We start from the raw sequence: 15144 nt of genomic DNA on the forward strand, positions 1-15144 counted from the left end.
GCTGGATCCTGCCGCTCGGCGGCACGGCGAAGTGAAGGTAGCGGCCGGAGAATCATGGCTATCCGCTCTTTCGGTCAGCTCTTCAGCACGACGGGGTGTGACGTTGCGACCCGAGTCAGCCGGTGAGATGGCGCTGTCGTGGGAATGGATTGAGGGCTCACGGAAGTACGCCATGTACTTCCCCGGACACGCAGTGTCGTCTACTCTGAAGTCGTGGTTTGGAACAAGCGGGGAAATACCGGCGGCGGAGCGTCGTCGGGCAGTGGCGGCACGAAGCGGGGCGGGAAGGACTACACCTCGTCTCATTCCGTCGACCGCGGCACGATGACCTGCCCACGCTGTTCGGGCAGCGGAGAGGTGGAACGGGACCACGTTGAGACCGACGGGGACGGCGGTTTCTCTGGTGCTGACCGGATGACCTGCCTGCGCTGCAACGGTCGGGGCACGGTCGCAAGCCGATGACTACCGAGCGGGCGGGTGAACCCGAGCAAATGGTCACAGCGGTCCGGGTGCAGTGCAAGGAGTGCCGACGGGCGCGCGGTGCCGTACGTGCCCGCGCGAGAAGTAGCGGCGGCGCAAAAGGTGAGCTTCCTGGTGCGGTGGTCGATCGCTGCCCGCACTACGAGACGATCTGGGCGCCTGGTTATGGTCCCGACGCTGAGCCTCCGCCGGACTCGGGATGGTCTGACCGGACGCCGCCAGTTTGATCTCGTTTGACCCTGTTCGAGTCGGCTGCGGTCGCGTACCAGCCCGGCCCGCACGGCCTGCCGACGTAATCGTGCCCATTGCTTCCCACCCAGTCAGGCCGGTGCGGCGATGACCAGCCATTTCGGGTTTGCGGCGTCAGGCAGGTGCCCGGGACCCGGAGCGGTATGGCGCCCGCTCTTGTGGGTGCGCGGATTCGGTCGCGTTCAGGGCTTCGGTGTGATCAAGGGTTCCGGTCAGGGCGAGCCGTAGCGGTGCACCCCGCCGGTTGTCCACAATCTTTATCTGGATGCTGAGGAGGGCATACAGGTCCTGGCCCTCCTCCATGGTCGCGGTCGCCAACCGGGTGGACGCGACAGCTGCCAGGTCCCGGACCGCTTGGACCTGTTGCGCGTACGACGCCGCCTGTGCGTGGCGATCCGCGAGGGTCTGACGATGTGCCTTGGCGGTACTCAGTTTGGTTTGCAGGTTACGGGACGCCGCCGCCACGGTGTCCGCGTCGAGCCCGGCAGCGGACAGGTTCACGATCGTGGTCGTGAGCGCCTGCTGTAGCCGGTGGATCTCTCCGTCGGCTTTGGTGATCGCGTCGGTGTCGCCACCGCCGTGGGTGGCGATCAGTCCGGCGTGGTCCCCGGCGACCGAGGCCAGATACTCCGGATCGGCGAGGACCGCCCGGACCTGTTCCCACACGGTGGCCTCGGCCAGGTCCGCCACCACGGTGGGCTCGAGGCAGCGGACCCGCCCGGGATGGCTTTTGCCGTAGCGGCGGCAGTACCGCTGCGGTTGACTGTGGTTGATCCGCCCGATGCCGTGCATCGGTGCCCCGCAGGTGCACAGCAGCCGGCCGGTCAACGGGTGACAGACCCCAACAGGCCGGATACCTCGACCACGAGCTGTGGCAGACGAGCGCCACGTGCGACCCTGACGGCTGCTCGGCAAGCGGCAAGGACGGCGACGAGAACAAGGACAGCCGTATCCCCAAGTAATGGAGTCGACCTTTCCTATGCAGTGGAATGACCTGCCAGCGCAGGTCCGCGACGCGGTCGAGGCACAGACCGGACCCATTATGTCCGCCGACACGGTGGACGTGGGGGACGGCTGCGACCTCGCCGCAGTCGTGGATGCGGGTAAGCAGCGGCTGTTCGTCAAAGCCGTCCACGGCGACGGCAGGCGGGCACGCTGGCTCCGCAACGAGCACACATTCGGGCACCTCGCCGCAGGCATCGCGCCGAGGCCGCAGTTCGCATGCCAGGTCGATGACTGGCTGCTTGTCGGCTTCGAGCACGCGACCGGCCGCCCGGCGGACCTCGCGTCTGACTCCCCCGACCTACCCCGTATTGGCGACGTCGTCGACGACATCGCCCGCCGGGCCGGCGAGGGCCTGCGCTCGCTTTCCGAGCGATGGCGCAACACGGATTGGTGGGCGGACTTGACGGCACGACCAGCGAGCGCTTTCCCCGGATGGGACGTAGCCACGGCAGCCGTCCACGCGAGCACCGTAGTCGACGCCGTTGCAGGGGACCGACTGATCCACACTGACCTGCATGCCCACCAGTTCATGATCAGAAAGGATCGGATCTGGGTGGTCGACTGGGGCTGGCCGGCACAAGGCGCCGGCTGGGTAGACGCCGCATGCATGGTCATCCGTCTCATCGGCGCCGGACACTCCCCGCAGCAGGCCGAGCAGTGGGCGTCCAGGCTGACCTGCTGGGCTGGCGCCACTGACGACGACCTCAACGCCTTCGCCTGCTACGTGGCCGGGCTGTGGAGCATACGTGCCGCTCAGTCAGACAACCGCGCCGCTCACAACCGAGCGACCCTGGCACGCAGTTACGCCACGTGGCGCCTGACATAGCTGCCACCAGCAAGGCGCGCGTGAGCCCGTCGCCTGTCGCAAACTTTCTCTACGGTTTCAAGGGTCGCACGGCGAGGTTCCGACGGGGGTTGATCCGGCGCCCCTTGCCCGGCCGGGAGAACCCGGGGTAGGGCGTAGCCTGCCCGCCCGACGGAGGAGATCAGCTCAGCCGGAACTGTGACCGTGAGTCAGACAAACGGTGTTCGCGGGACACGACGACGCCCGGTCGGTGACGGGAACGTGCGGTCTACCGGTCGGGTATCGTGTCCGCTCGCTCGACCGGCTACGGTCAGCGCGCGCAGGCGGCAGCGACGGTGGTCATCGCGGGTCTGGCCCGCCCCGGTTGCGCTTTTTGTGCCACAGGGAGGCGTAGGTCGCTTCCACCGCGAGGGATGACCGCCAGGTCGCCGCGTCCGCGTCCCCGCTGGCGAGGTCCGCGCAGATCTGTACACCGGCCGGTAGGACGAGCGAGGGTCGCAGGATGAACAGGTCCGAGCCGGGCGGGGGGCAGGTCGACGCGTGCCCGGTCAGCCGGATGTGCCATCAACAGGCCGCTGAAATGCGACTCGGTAGGACCGGACCGGCGGCTGTTTGGGATCGTGTTCATGGGTCTCTGACTCCTGTCTGCGCAGGGTTGGGGATCAAGACCCGGGGTTGGTGTTCGAGCACCGAGCCCGGGTCGTTGCCGTTCCGGCGTTCGATCCGGGAAGCGCCCGCCGGAAGATCCATTACGGCGAGACGGTGAGATCAACGAGGAACGGCACGCCCGTGACCTGCGAGACCCACGAAAGCGGGCGATATTAAGAGCGACCGGCAATAGGGGACGCGGCGTCGCGGGGCTGGGGCACGCACCTCGCCGCATCGCTCCCCATCCATCGCTGCGCGATGCACGGGTACCCCGGCTCGTCGGTCGCCACCCAACACCTCCGGTGACTCCCTCCGCCGCCTCGCGATGCACGCACCCCAGCCCTGCTCCTTGATCCACACCCCTATTGCCGGGCGCTCTTAGTGAATTGATCTTGCGATTGCTACTGGAAGTGGCAATAATGACGGCATGGCCGTCACCTCTGCCGCGGAGCCGCCCTTCACCGGGCGTGCGGTCAAACGCAGCACGTCCTTCCCGGAAGACCTGGTCCGTGAGGTCGAGGCGCGTACCGGGCCGCGTGGGTTCTCCGCCGCGGCCACCGAGGCGCTCGCGCATTGGGTCCACATGCGGCAGCTGCAGGAGATCGTCGAGGACTACGAGCACGAGCATGGCCCCCTTGACGTCGACGGGGTGCGGGAGGCTCTGGCCGAATGGCCCGACGCCGACTGAGCACTCCCGGCGGCGGCACCCTGGTGCTGGACTCACAGGGGCTGTCGCTTCTCGCCGACAGGGATGGCGACGTGGTGCGCCGGGTCGAAGCCGCACGGCTTCGTGGTGCGGTGGTGATCGCATCCACGCTTACGCTGGTGGAGGTGCGGCGGCCCGATGATCCACGGCGCGAAGCGCTGGCATGGGCTGCATCCCGTATCCGGATCGTCGCGGTGACCGAGGACATTGCCAAGCGCGCCGCGGCACTCCTCGACGAGACCGGGCTCGACGGCCACCGCTACGCCGTCGATGCAGTCGTGGCCGCGACAGCGCTGGAGCAGCCGCGACCGGTGCTGGTGCTGACGTCCGATCCCGAGGACCTCGCGGTGCTCACCACCGAGCCGGGCGTGCCACCCCAACAGCGGGTCAAGCCGGTCAAGGTCTGAGCCGGTCGAGGTCTGAGCCTGGCCGGTGCCGGCGTCGGGGATCTGCGCGTGAGCGGGCCGCGGGCGGGGGTGTTACCGTGAAATCCCGTGGACTGGCCAGGTATGGATCCGGCCGGCGATACCCACGGAAGGGTCTCAGCGTGGCGCAGGCGCACGTGACCAGGCACATTTTTGTGACCGGAGGCGTGGCCTCCAGTCTCGGTAAGGGGCTCACCGCCTCCAGCCTCGGTCGTCTCCTCAAGGCACGTGGCCTCCGGGTCACCATGCAGAAGCTCGATCCCTACCTCAACGTCGATCCCGGCACGATGAACCCGTTCCAGCACGGGGAGGTCTTCGTCACCAGCGACGGTGCCGAGACCGACCTCGACATCGGCCACTACGAGCGCTTCCTGGACGTCGACCTCGACGGCAGCGCCAACGTCACCACTGGCCAGGTCTACTCGGAGGTGATCGCCCGCGAACGGCGCGGCGGCTATCTCGGACAGACCGTGCAGGTCGTCCCGCACATCACCGATGAGATCAAGGACCGCATCCGCCGGCTCGCGACCGACGCGGTGGACGTCGTCATCACCGAGGTCGGCGGGACCGTCGGTGACATCGAGTCGTTGCCCTACCTGGAGGCGATCCGGCAGGTCCGCCACGAGGTGGGGCGCGACAACGTCCTGACCGTGCACGTGAGCCTGGTGCCCTACCTGGCCCCTTCGGGGGAGCTCAAGACCAAGCCGACGCAGCACTCGGTGGCCGCGTTGCGCAGCATCGGCCTGCAGCCGGACGCGGTGGTCGCCCGGTCCGACCGCCCGTTGCCGGCCGCGCTCAAGAACAAGATTGCTTTGATGTGTGACGTGGACGACGAGGCTGTGGTCGGCGCGCCGGACGCGGCCTCGATCTACGACATCCCGAAGGTGCTGCACCGTGAGGGGCTCGACGCCTACGCGGTCCGCCGGTTGGGCCTGCCCTTCCGCGATGTCGACTGGACCGAGTGGGACACCCTGCTGCACCGCGTCCACCGCCCGGCCGAAGTGGTCACCGTCGCGATCGTCGGGAAGTACGTCGACCTGCCGGACGCCTACCTGTCGGTGACCGAGGCGTTGCGTGCGGGTGGATTCGCGGTGAACACCCGGGTGGAGATCCGCTGGGTGCCCTCGGACTCCTGCTCGTCGCCGGAGAGCACCGCGTCCGCGCTGGACGGTGTGGACGGCGTGCTCGTACCGGGTGGTTTCGGCATCCGCGGGATCGAGGGGAAGATCGAGGCCCTGCGCCACGCGCGGACGAACGCCATCCCGGCGCTTGGGCTGTGCCTGGGCCTGCAGTGCATGGTGATCGAGGCGGCCCGCAACATGGCGGGGCTCACGGGAGCGAACTCGACCGAGTTCGACCCGGACACTGCGCACCCGGTGATTTCCACGATGGCGGACCAGCGGGCGGTGGTCGCCGGTGAGCGGGAGATGGGCGGCACCATGCGCCTGGGCCTCTACCCGTGCGTGCTGGCACCGGGGACGCTGGCCCGGCGGGTGTACGGGGTTGCCGAGGCCGGCGAGCGGCACCGGCATCGCTATGAGGTCAACAACGACTACCGTGATCGGCTTGTCGCCGCCGGGCTGGTGATCTCGGGAACGTCACCGGACGGGCGGCTCGTCGAGGTCGTCGAACTTGCGACCGACAGTAATCCGTTCTATGTGGGAACCCAGGCGCACCCGGAGTTCCGGTCGCGGCCGACCCGCGCCCACCCGCTGTTTGAGGCGTTGGCCGCGGCGGCGGTGACCCATGCGGAACGGCGCACCGGAGTGCTGCCGGTTGAGGTTTCGGCTGACCTGGCGGCCCACGGGATCGGCCCCCTGGACGGGCGCGGAGCGTCTGGTGAACGCAACGGCGAGGAGCTGGTGTCGTCATGACTGCGCATGGTGGTGGTGTAGCGGCGAACGAGCCCGCCGCGGACGTCGTCGACCACGCCGTGGCCTACCGGTCCGCGACCGGGCATCGCTACGAGGTCGTTGAGAGCGAGGTCGCCTTCACCGGACGGATCATCGCGGTACGCCGGGACACGGTGCGGATGCCGGATGGTGGCGTCTCCCAGCGTGATGTCGTCGTGCATCCGGGAGCGGTCGGGGTGGTGGCGCTCGACGAGGCCGACCGGGTGGTGATGGTGCATCAGTACCGCCATCCGGTCCGCCGGCCGCTGTGGGAGCTGCCTGCCGGCATCCTGGACGTGCCCGGGGAACCGCCGGTCGAGGCCGCCGCACGTGAGCTCGCCGAGGAGGCGAACCTCACGGCCGGCCGTTGGGACCTGCTGGTCGACGTCCTCGCGTCGCCGGGCATGACCAACGAGGCGTACCGGCTCTTCCTCGCCCGCGACCTGGCGGCGATTCCCCTGTCAGAGCAGCATGTCCGCGTTCATGAGGAGGCGGACATGCAAGTCACCCGGATAGATCTTGACAAGGCCGTGAGTCAGGTCCTGGAGGGTTCGATCACCAACGCCATGGCTGTTGTCGGCCTGCTGGCGGCGGTGACCGCCCGCGCGCACGGGTTCACCCGGCTGCGTCTGGTGGACGCGCCCTGGCCGGACCGTCCCGATCCCGTCGGTTGACCCCGATCCCCGTTGGTTGGCTGTGCGCGCCCGGCGGTGCTCCCGCCGGGCATCCGCCGGGCGCGCACAGCGTCAGGTCGGCTGGCAGCCACTGTCGATCAGGTGTTTGCTCGGTCAGTTGTTGCCGGTGAGGACGCCGCTGGCCTCGTCCACGACAACGGCGGCGTTCGCGGCCAGCGTTACCGGAGCGAGGGGGAACGCCTGCCCGACGCCGGGTACCGCGAACGTCCCCTGCCAGGTCACCGTCAGCGTGATCGGGTAGGTCCCGGGCTGGCGGTAGGCGTGTGCGACGTAGGCCTCCGGGTGCTCCCTGGGCGAGATCGCCGGGTCGAACGGGCGGCCGGGCGAGTCGGGCCCGAGCGTCCCGTCGCCGAAGTCCCAGCGGTAGTGAGGCACCGCGCTGATGGTGGCCAGCAGCGGCTGGTCGACGTTGAAGGTGAAGCTCGGCGGCACCGGCGTGTAGAGCACGGTGGGCAGGTTGGCAAAACTTCGCCCGTTCGGCTGGACGACCAGCGTGGGTCTGGGCAGCGCCTGTTCTCGCAGATAGTTGACCAGCGAGGCCTGTACCTGGGCGAGCGTCGGGGCGGCGGCAATGGCCTGCGGGTTGCACAGCGCGTGGGTGTCCGCCGCGGCTTCCGGGAAAGCGGCCCAGAGCAGCTGCTCGAAACCGGTTGTCTCCGGGCCGACGTTGCAGAAGTCGAGACGGACAGGGCAGTCCGCGCAGGAGTCCGCCGGTCTGGCGGTCCCGACGGCTGTGGGCACCTTGTGCAGCCGCCCGCCGCTGAAAGCGTAGATGTAACCGTTGTCGGTGGCGCGGGTGTCGCAGTATCCCCACATGGCCGCGCAGAGGGAACCGGGTTGTGGGTCCGGTGCCGCGTGAGCTGTGGCGGACGTCGGCAGAAAAACGGCGGCGACCAGGCAGATGACCACTGACAGCCGGCTGATGGTGCCAGCGGCCAGACCTGGGGCGCGGGTGCGGTGGCCTGAGCCGCGCCGGCCTGAGCCGTGGTGGCACCGTGCGCGGTGATCCGGATGTGCCGTCATGACGGCCCCTTGGAGTACAGGAAGTTCTCGATGCGCCAGCCCGCGGTGGTAAGCCACAGCACGGCCGCCGCGGCGCGCGGTGGTTGCGCTGGATAGGTCCGGATGACCTTACCAGCCGTGTCCAGTACCCGGACCGCTCTGATGGCCACGGTCATCTGCGCGGTGATTGCTTTCTCGCCAGCCGGGCCCATGGTCACCGGGCTGACGGCGAGCGGGCCGACATCGGTGTGTCCGCCCTGGTTGTGAAAGTTCTGGGTAACCCCGATATCGAGTACACAGGTCTGGCATCCGGGCATGGCCGTTGCGCTCACATCCGCCACACGTCCTTCCAGACTGGCCCTGTTGATCTCCTCGAAGTATGCGTCGACCGTGGTCAGCGCCGCCTGGGCCGGGTCAGGGGAGGCCGGGGTGGACAGCGTCGCGCTGGGGGCCGCGGCCCCAGCGCGGTCGTCCGCCGGTGCCGCGCCGCGCGTCCCGGCCGCGCCCAGCGCCTGCGCCTTGGGTGGAGCCGAGGCGCCGGTCGCGGCATCGCTGCCGCCGCAACCAGCGCTCATCAGGATGAGGAGGGCTGCGGTCGACAGGAGACAGGCGTATCGTAACTGTCTGCTTTCTTTCCGCACCATCAGGAGAATAGCCTCAAATCATCATCGATATGGACAGCATCCATGAAACTCGTCGCCGGTGGGTCGCTCGACCCGGGCACGGGCGATCGGCGCGATGTCGGTGGATGTTGTCCGTCGTACACCTACACTCACGTCGATGGTGAGCGCAGACATACCGGATGGTGGCATGGCCGGCGATTCTGCTGTTCGTGACGGCTCCGCTGTTGGTGACGGCGGTGCCGCTGGCCGTGTGCGTGCCGCCGAGGCGGCGCGCATGGTACGCATGGTGCGCGGATGACGGTGTGCGGATGAACGCCCAGGCAGACCCGTGGCCCGTGGTTCAGCGCTTCCTCGACCATCTGGAAGGAGAGCGCGGGCTCGCCCGCAACTCCGTTCTCGCCTACCGGCGTGATCTTCGCCGATACCTTGAGCATCTGAGCGCCCGCCAGATTCGGTCGCTGGACGACGTTGACGAGTCCGAGGTGGCGGAGTTCGCGGCCACGCTGCGCGAAGGCAGGCAGGGGCATCCGCCGCTCGCCGCGTCGTCGGTGGCCAGAATGCTGGTCGCGGTCCGGTCGCTGCATCGTTTCGCCGCTCAGGAGGGCGACGTCACCTGCGACGTGTCCCAGCCGGTACGCCCGCCGGCCCCGCCACGCCGGCTGCCCAGAGCACTCACGGTGGACCAGGTGACAGCTGTGCTCGCCGCGGCGTCCGGCCCGGCGGGCAGCGATCCGCTGGAGAGTGGCCGGCGGCTGCGGGCCGTCGCGCTGCTGGAGCTGCTGTACGGCACGGGAGCGCGGATATCGGAAGCCGTGGGTCTCGACGTCGACGACCTTGATCTGGACGGGGCGTCCGTGCGTCTGCAGGGCAAGGGCGGCCGGGCCAGAGTCGTCCCACTCGGCCGGTACGCCGAGGAAGCTCTGTCGGCGTACCTGATCCGGGCCCGACCGGTCCTGGCGAGCCGGCGGGCGTCCCCGGCGGTGTTCCTGTCCCGCCGGGGAACCCGGCTGTCGCGGCAGAGCGCATGGACGGTGCTGCGGACCGCGGCACTCGCGGCTGGGGTGGACGGCGTGTCACCACATGTGCTGCGCCATTCTTTCGCGACGCATCTGCTCGACGGCGGGGCGGACGTCCGGGTCGTGCAGGAGCTGCTGGGTCATGCGTCAGTCAGCACGACCCAGATCTACACGCTGGTCACGGTGGACCGGCTGCGCGAGGTGTACGCGACATCGCATCCGCGGGCATTGAGCAGTGAGCGACCGCGGCGGGGCTGATCGAAGGGACACCGATCGATAAGGACGAGGTGCCTGTCAGCCGGGAGACAGGCACGGTCCGCGGGCAGGTGGAAACGGCCGGGTGACGGCGGCTCCCACCGCCACCCGGCTGGCGGCACGGCCGTGCGTGCCCGTCGGTCACAGCCGTCAGCCGAGTGCGCTGTCAGCCGAGTGCGCTGTCAGTGCCTGACGGGCGAGCCCGCTGAGCCTCGCGCAACGCTGACCGGCTGGGGTGACACACGTGGTCCCTGACGGCTTCAGGACGGGGTGTAGGGCCCCAGACTCGGCATGCCGTTGGAGGGCGCGGGCGCGGGTACGCCCCCCACCCCACCCACGTTCTGGGTGCTGCGTTCGGTGAGAGTCTCACCGACCTTGCGTGCGATCGCCTCCATCAGGCGCAGTGCCTGCGGCAGCGACAGGTTGAGCACCACTTCGCTGTCGTTCGTCATCGCGAAGCGAACCGATACGTCCGCCATTGCTCGACCTCTCCCGCCTGACTCCGTGGATCTTACCGCTGTTCGTGGAATGGAACGGTACGACCCGTCATCGAACGACGCGCGCCCGGGGTTCCCCAGCACACTATGGATATCACGCAACGTGATTTCTTGTTCGCGAAGGGTCGCGGCCATGGAGCTGTTTACGTCGTTCACCTTCCGCTACTCCTTTGCCCGTTCGGCACAACTGCATCTTCGAAACGGCTCCGCATCTACGAAACGACTCCGCCCTCGATGGCTGCCGACCTTCCGCGAAGCGATCAATGTTTGTAGCTGATCAATGTTCGTAGCTGTCGTGTTGTGAAGGCATAGTCCCGCATCCGCCCGCGGGTCGGATGCGGGGGGGTACCTGAGGGTAAATCAGGCTGTACGGCTATCATCACGGATGATCCTGGCGGGTCCGGGCTAGGGCGTGTTGCGAAAGTCATCTGTCCGGCTCCCTGATCGAACGACGGCTTCCGGAACACGTCGTAGGGCGGGTCCGATGGATCTTCGATCGCTTCGCCCGCCACCTGATTGCTTCGCGTTGCGTGCCCCCGCCCCCGTGATCCACGCCCCTGTTGCCGGCCGCTCTTAGAGCGCCCGGCAACAGGGGAGCGGCGTCGCGGGGCCAGGGCACGCACTTCGCGTCGTTGTCGTCGGTCGCCACCCAACACCAGGGTGGCTCCCTCCTCCGCCTCGCGATGCACGCACCCCAGCCCCGCTCCTTGGTCCACACCCCTATTGCCGGGCGCTCTTAACTCCTGTACAGGACGGATCACCGAACGGATCAATGGCGATCAGCCGGGTGCGGTCACGGCGCCCCGAAAGCGGGTTGTGCGGCAGGATACGGCTATGGGCTCACCTCACGATCTGCCTGATGTCTCGCTGTTGACGGTCTCGATTCTCGGCGGCACCGGCCCGCAGGGCCGTGGTCTCGGTCGCCGGCTCGCGATCGCCGGCAACGAGGTTGTACTGGGCTCGCGTTCGGCCGATCGCGCGCGGGATGTCGCCGCGCAGTTGAACGCGGCCGGTCTGGCTGTCACCGGCGCGGACAACTCCGCCGCTGCCGCCCGGGGTGACATCGTGATCGTCGCGGTGCCCTGGGAAGGCCATGGGGAACTGCTGGTCAGTCTTCGCCCGGAACTGACGGGCAAGATCGTGGTGGACTGCGTGAACCCGCTCGGTTTCGACAAGGGTGGCGCGTTCGTGCTACCGGTTCCCGAGGGCAGCGCTGCCCAGCAGGCCGCGGCGCTGCTGCCGGACAGCACGATCGTCGCCGCGTTCCACCATGTCAGTGCGGTGCTGTTGGCGGATGAGACGGTTGACGAGGTGAATACCGACATCCTCGTGCTGGGCGATGACCGCCACGCCACCGACACCGTCCAGGCTCTTGCCGCCAGGATCGCCGGGATGCGCGGGGTCTACGCCGGCAAGTTGCGGAACGCGGCTTCGGTGGAGGGCCTGACCGCGAACTTGATCTCGGTGAACAGGCGCTACAAGGCGCACGCGGGCCTGCGTGTGACAGACGTGTAGAACCGGTGCCGCCGGCGGGGCCTGGCGTTGCCACGGTGCCTTCCGATGCGTGCCACCGCGCGGAACCGGCGTCTTTCCTGGATCATCACAGGATGGATGATCTGGGGTTCGCGGTCGACGTACCCGGCCGGGTTGCCCGTGTGGTCTCGCTCGTGCCGAGCCTCACCGAGGCCATCGCGGTCACCGGACCCGGGCTCCTGGTCGGTGCGACCGACTGGTGTGTCCGCCCGGCCGGGCTGGACGTGGTGCGCGTCCGCGGGACGAAGAACCCAGATCTTTCCAAGGTCGTGTCGCTCGCGCCGGATGTCGTCTGTGCCAACGCCGAGGAGAACCGAAAAATTGATCTTGATAGGTTGCGGGCCGCCGGGATACCGGTGTGGGTGACCGCGCCGACCACGGTGGACGCCGCGCTGGTGAGCCTCGAGCGTATGTTGCGCCATGCCTGCGGGCTCGCTCGGCCCCGGTGGCTGGACGCCGCACGCGCGGCATGGGCGGCGCCGTACACCGGCCGCCGGCGGACCGCGCTGATTCCGGTGTGGCGACGGCCCTGGATGGCGCTGGGGCGTGCAACCTTCGCGGGTGACCTCCTGCGCCGGCTTGGTGTCGACAACGTGCTGGCCGACCATCCCGAGCGGTATCCCCGGATACGCCTGGACGACGTGACCACCTGCGAACTCGTGGTGCTGCCCGACGAGCCGTATCCGTTCAGCCCGACAGACGGGCCGGAGGCGTTTGCGGGAACGCCGGCGGTATGCGTGTCAGGCCGTCACCTGACCTGGTATGGACCATCGCTGGTGTCAGCCCGCGCGGTGCTCGGCGCGCAGCTTGTCACCCAGTTGCCGGACGCCTGGAGAAATTCATGACCGCGTTTCTGCCGGCACCGGCGGCCGGGAAGCCGCCGGCGGCGTGATCCATCCACCCGGACGCCGCTGCCTGATCGAACGTCCTACCGCCGGAGCCTCTGCCGTTCAGCCGGGAATATCAGGAATACGTGTGTTCGACCGTGGGGAAGGTGCCGCCGCGGACCTCCCGGGTGAACCGCAGCGCCGCGTCCGCGAGCGTCGAGCGCAGGTCGGCGTAGCGCTTGACGAACCTGGGGCCATCATCGCCGCTGAGCCCCGCCATGTCCTGCCAGACCAGAACCTGCGCGTCGCAGTCGGCGCCCGCGCCGATGCCGATGACCGGAATGGTCAGTTCTTTGCTCACTCGGCAAGCCAGCTCGGCCGGGACGACCTCGAGCACAATGGCGAACGCGCCGGCGGCCTCCAGCGCGAGCGCGTCCGCGAGCAGCGCGTCGCCGGCATCCCCGCGTCCCTGCACCCGGTAGCCACCGAAGATGTTCACGCTCTGGGGGGTCAGCCCGAGGTGGGCCATTACCGGGACGCCGGCCGTGACCAGCGCGGAGACCTGTGGTACGACCCGAGCGCCGCCCTCCAGCTTGACGGCCTGGGCGCCGCCGTCCTTCAGGAAGCGCGCCGCGGTGGCCAGGGCCTGTTCCACCGACCCCTGGTAGGAACCGAAGGGCAGGTCCGCGACGACCATCGCGTGGGTGCTCCCGCGCGTGACCGCCCGCACCAGCGGCAGCATCTCGTCAACGGTGACGGGAACGGTGGTGTCGTAGCCGTAGATGACGTTGGCCGCTGAGTCGCCGACAAGTAGCACGGGGATGCCCACGTCGTCGAAGATCCGGGCGGTGGTCGCGTCGTAGGCGGTGAGCATCGCCCACTTCTCCCCGCGATTCTTGGCCGCCTGCACGTCCCGGACAGTTGTCCTGCCCCGCCGGGGCCAGCGGCTACCCAGCGTGCCTGGTTGGGTCGATGCCCCGGCTGTGCTCGATGCTTCGGCCGTAATCGGCGCACCGTACAGCGTTGCCGCCTCCGTAGCCACCGAGGTGAGCTGCGAACACACTCCCGCTGAGGTTTCCATCCGATCTCCTGTGAGTCCGTCCAGGCGCTGGCGCGTCCCGGCGTGCTCACCATGGTGCCATCGTCGGCGGATGCGCGCTGTGCGCGGTTCCAACCGCTTCCTGCTGATCTGGCAGTTGATCTGATTAGGCGGGGGAAGTTGACCCATCCGGACGATGGCTTGTCAAACGAATGCGTTTGGACGCACCTCACCGTAAGCTTCGATCTTGAATTATCGAGGTACGTCCTGATGGTCGGGTCGAAACGGCGGACGGCGGGATCGATGATGCATTGTGGGCACGGCGGGGTAGGACGCAGACGGGTCCGGGCGATGCGACACGCGACCCGGCGTGTGGCACGGCGCAGGAGGTTCGGGGGCCCCCGGGGCGGGGCGCCGACACGGCATGCGCCGATATGGCACGCGCGGTGACGGTGCCAGCCGGGCGGTCGTCTGGACCGGCGCGAACAGTCCAAGCCGACCCACCGCTGCGCCCGCCGGGACGTCCTCGCGACACCCGCCGTGATGAGGCTATTATCGGCGCCACTTTACAGGCACTCGCCGAAAGCGGTTTCACCGGGCTGTCGATGGAGGCGGTCGCCGCGCGGGCTGGTGTCGGCAAAGCAACGGTTTACCGACGATGGCCGAGCAAGGATGCGCTGGTTTCGGATGCGCTGGCAACGCTTGCCAACGTCTCCGGGGGGGTCGAGACCGGCTCGATACGGGATGATCTCGTTGCATGGCTCAACACCGTGCGTCGGCACAATATCCAGACACTGTCCGGGCGTATTATGCCCAGGCTCCTGGCGGAGAAAGAGACGCACCCGGACCTTTTCGAGACCTACCGCGAGCGGGTCATGGCTCCGGCGCGGGAGCGCGTCGCCGCGGTCCTGCGCGGTGGCATTGCCTCGGGCGAGCTGAGCCCCGACACCGACGTTGATCTGGTCACGGACATGTTGATCGGTTCCGTCGCGTACTGGCAGTACACCGGACGCTCGAGCGACGTCAGCGGCTCCCGGATCGCGTGCGTGGTCGACACCATCCTGTGGGGGATCATTCAGCGGTCCGGCTCCGGCTGGCCGCGGGCTGACGCCGCGGTTGTGGGGCACCCGCCTTCCTTTCTGCCGTGAAGCGAACCTTTGCTGGCCTGACGGCGTCCAGCAATGATGACCAGCACGGACGGCGGGACCGGGCCGGGCGCGTGGGCATGTGTGGGCGTGGTAGTCAGAGCAGCTCGGCCACCCAGCCCCAGCCCGCCAGATTCGAACGAGCGCGGAAGTCCGGCTGGAGTACTAACCGGGCGTCGGCTCGTTGAACGAGATATCGTCCCGCTGAGTGTGAGGCAGGCGTTACTCGGACGTGCCATGCGGATGTGATGATCGAATACCGTGGCTCGCTCGAGCTGATGGACAGAGCGGATCCGGTGCCG

General features: G+C 68.4%; 14 protein-coding genes. 9 read left to right on the forward strand and 5 right to left on the reverse strand.

The features are described 5' to 3' along the window. Nucleotides 1-843: 843 nt before the first annotated feature. Entirely contained in the window at nt 844-1557 is a 714-nt protein-coding gene (locus MJ777_RS05220; RefSeq protein ID WP_239310140.1) for a hypothetical protein, read from the reverse strand. Between the two features lie 151 nt (nt 1558-1708). Here MJ777_RS05220 and MJ777_RS05225 point away from each other — a divergent pair, with 151 nt between their 5' ends. From MJ777_RS05225 to MJ777_RS05245, 5 genes are all read left to right on the forward strand, one after another. Next, the gene (locus MJ777_RS05225) at nt 1709-2560 is read left to right on the forward strand and encodes a hypothetical protein (protein WP_239373644.1); all 852 of its coding nucleotides are present in this window, start codon (nt 1709-1711) and stop codon (nt 2558-2560) included. Between the two features lie 1054 nt (nt 2561-3614). Continuing rightward, the gene (locus MJ777_RS05230) at nt 3615-3875 is read left to right on the forward strand and encodes a hypothetical protein (protein ID WP_239310142.1); all 261 of its coding nucleotides are present in this window, start codon (nt 3615-3617) and stop codon (nt 3873-3875) included. After that, a complete protein-coding gene (locus MJ777_RS05235) occupies nt 3857-4300 on the forward strand; it encodes a PIN domain-containing protein (protein WP_239310143.1) in 444 nt (147 codons plus the stop codon). Before MJ777_RS05230 ends, MJ777_RS05235 begins: the two co-directional genes overlap by 19 nt. 140 nt (nt 4301-4440) lie before the next feature. Then, complete coding sequence (locus MJ777_RS05240; RefSeq protein ID WP_305039284.1) at nt 4441-6192, forward strand: CTP synthase; 1752 nt, start codon at nt 4441-4443, stop codon at nt 6190-6192. Further along, nucleotides 6189-6884 carry an NUDIX hydrolase gene (locus tag MJ777_RS05245; RefSeq protein WP_239347108.1) on the forward strand — a complete coding sequence of 232 codons (696 nt, stop codon included), beginning with the start codon at nt 6189-6191 and terminating at the stop codon, nt 6882-6884. Before MJ777_RS05240 ends, MJ777_RS05245 begins: the two co-directional genes overlap by 4 nt. Before the next feature lie 114 nt (nt 6885-6998). Here the strand turns inward: MJ777_RS05245 and MJ777_RS05250 are convergent, their stop codons facing one another. Both MJ777_RS05250 and MJ777_RS05255 read right to left on the reverse strand, forming a co-directional pair. After that, on the reverse strand, nt 6999-7928 hold the full coding sequence (locus MJ777_RS05250; RefSeq protein WP_239310145.1) for a PKD domain-containing protein: 930 nt from the start codon (nt 7926-7928) through the stop codon (nt 6999-7001). Next, the gene (locus tag MJ777_RS05255) at nt 7925-8551 is read right to left on the reverse strand and encodes a hypothetical protein (RefSeq protein ID WP_239373647.1); all 627 of its coding nucleotides are present in this window, start codon (nt 8549-8551) and stop codon (nt 7925-7927) included. Before MJ777_RS05255 ends, MJ777_RS05250 begins: the two co-directional genes overlap by 4 nt. A gap of 287 nt (nt 8552-8838) precedes the next feature. Between MJ777_RS05255 and MJ777_RS05260 the strand changes: the two genes are divergently transcribed. After that, entirely contained in the window at nt 8839-9804 is a 966-nt protein-coding gene (locus MJ777_RS05260) for a site-specific tyrosine recombinase XerD (protein ID WP_239310147.1), read from the forward strand. Nucleotides 9805-10061: 257 nt separating this feature from the next. Here the strand turns inward: MJ777_RS05260 and MJ777_RS05265 are convergent, their stop codons facing one another. Next, the gene (locus MJ777_RS05265) at nt 10062-10280 is read right to left on the reverse strand and encodes a hypothetical protein (protein WP_239310148.1); all 219 of its coding nucleotides are present in this window, start codon (nt 10278-10280) and stop codon (nt 10062-10064) included. An 852-nt stretch (nt 10281-11132) separates the two neighbouring features. Here MJ777_RS05265 and npdG point away from each other — a divergent pair. Both npdG and MJ777_RS05275 read left to right on the forward strand, forming a co-directional pair. Beyond that, on the forward strand, nt 11133-11813 hold the full coding sequence (gene npdG, locus MJ777_RS05270) for an NADPH-dependent F420 reductase (RefSeq protein ID WP_239310149.1): 681 nt from the start codon (nt 11133-11135) through the stop codon (nt 11811-11813). A 92-nt stretch (nt 11814-11905) separates the two neighbouring features. After that, nucleotides 11906-12676, forward strand: a complete 771-nt coding sequence (locus MJ777_RS05275; RefSeq protein ID WP_239347103.1) for a helical backbone metal receptor — start codon at nt 11906-11908, stop codon at nt 12674-12676. 118 nt (nt 12677-12794) lie between these two features. On the opposite strand, the gene panB is transcribed toward MJ777_RS05275, so the two are convergent. Then, nucleotides 12795-13739, reverse strand: coding sequence for a 3-methyl-2-oxobutanoate hydroxymethyltransferase (gene panB / locus MJ777_RS05280; RefSeq protein WP_239310151.1), 945 nt, complete (start codon nt 13737-13739; stop codon nt 12795-12797). A 392-nt stretch (nt 13740-14131) separates the two neighbouring features. Here panB and MJ777_RS05285 point away from each other — a divergent pair, with 392 nt between their 5' ends. Further along, the gene (locus MJ777_RS05285) at nt 14132-14845 is read left to right on the forward strand and encodes a TetR/AcrR family transcriptional regulator (RefSeq protein WP_239310152.1); all 714 of its coding nucleotides are present in this window, start codon (nt 14132-14134) and stop codon (nt 14843-14845) included. Nucleotides 14846-15144 lie beyond the last annotated feature (299 nt).

Source organism: Protofrankia sp. Cj5 (assembly GCF_917627405.1).
In the GTDB taxonomy this organism is placed as follows: Bacteria; Actinomycetota; Actinomycetes; order Frankiales; family Frankiaceae; genus Protofrankia.

Excerpts from the sequence above, each read along its gene's own strand:
- MJ777_RS05225 (WP_239373644.1), top strand. The coding sequence starts at position 1,709 with ATGCAGTGGAATGACCTGCCAGCGCAGGTCCGCGACGCGGTCGAGGCA.
- MJ777_RS05230 (WP_239310142.1), top strand. The coding sequence starts at position 3,615 with ATGGCCGTCACCTCTGCCGCGGAGCCGCCCTTCACCGGGCGTGCGGTC.
- MJ777_RS05235 (WP_239310143.1), top strand. The coding sequence starts at position 3,857 with ATGGCCCGACGCCGACTGAGCACTCCCGGCGGCGGCACCCTGGTGCTG.
- MJ777_RS05245 (WP_239347108.1), top strand. The coding sequence starts at position 6,189 with ATGACTGCGCATGGTGGTGGTGTAGCGGCGAACGAGCCCGCCGCGGAC.
- MJ777_RS05250 (WP_239310145.1), bottom strand. The coding sequence starts at position 7,928 with ATGACGGCACATCCGGATCACCGCGCACGGTGCCACCACGGCTCAGGC.
- MJ777_RS05255 (WP_239373647.1), bottom strand. The coding sequence starts at position 8,551 with ATGGTGCGGAAAGAAAGCAGACAGTTACGATACGCCTGTCTCCTGTCG.
- MJ777_RS05260 (WP_239310147.1), top strand. The coding sequence starts at position 8,839 with ATGAACGCCCAGGCAGACCCGTGGCCCGTGGTTCAGCGCTTCCTCGAC.
- MJ777_RS05265 (WP_239310148.1), bottom strand. The coding sequence starts at position 10,280 with ATGGCGGACGTATCGGTTCGCTTCGCGATGACGAACGACAGCGAAGTG.
- npdG (WP_239310149.1), top strand. The coding sequence starts at position 11,133 with ATGGGCTCACCTCACGATCTGCCTGATGTCTCGCTGTTGACGGTCTCG.
- MJ777_RS05275 (WP_239347103.1), top strand. The coding sequence starts at position 11,906 with ATGGATGATCTGGGGTTCGCGGTCGACGTACCCGGCCGGGTTGCCCGT.
- panB (WP_239310151.1), bottom strand. The coding sequence starts at position 13,739 with ATGGAAACCTCAGCGGGAGTGTGTTCGCAGCTCACCTCGGTGGCTACG.
- MJ777_RS05285 (WP_239310152.1), top strand. The coding sequence starts at position 14,132 with ATGGCACGCGCGGTGACGGTGCCAGCCGGGCGGTCGTCTGGACCGGCG.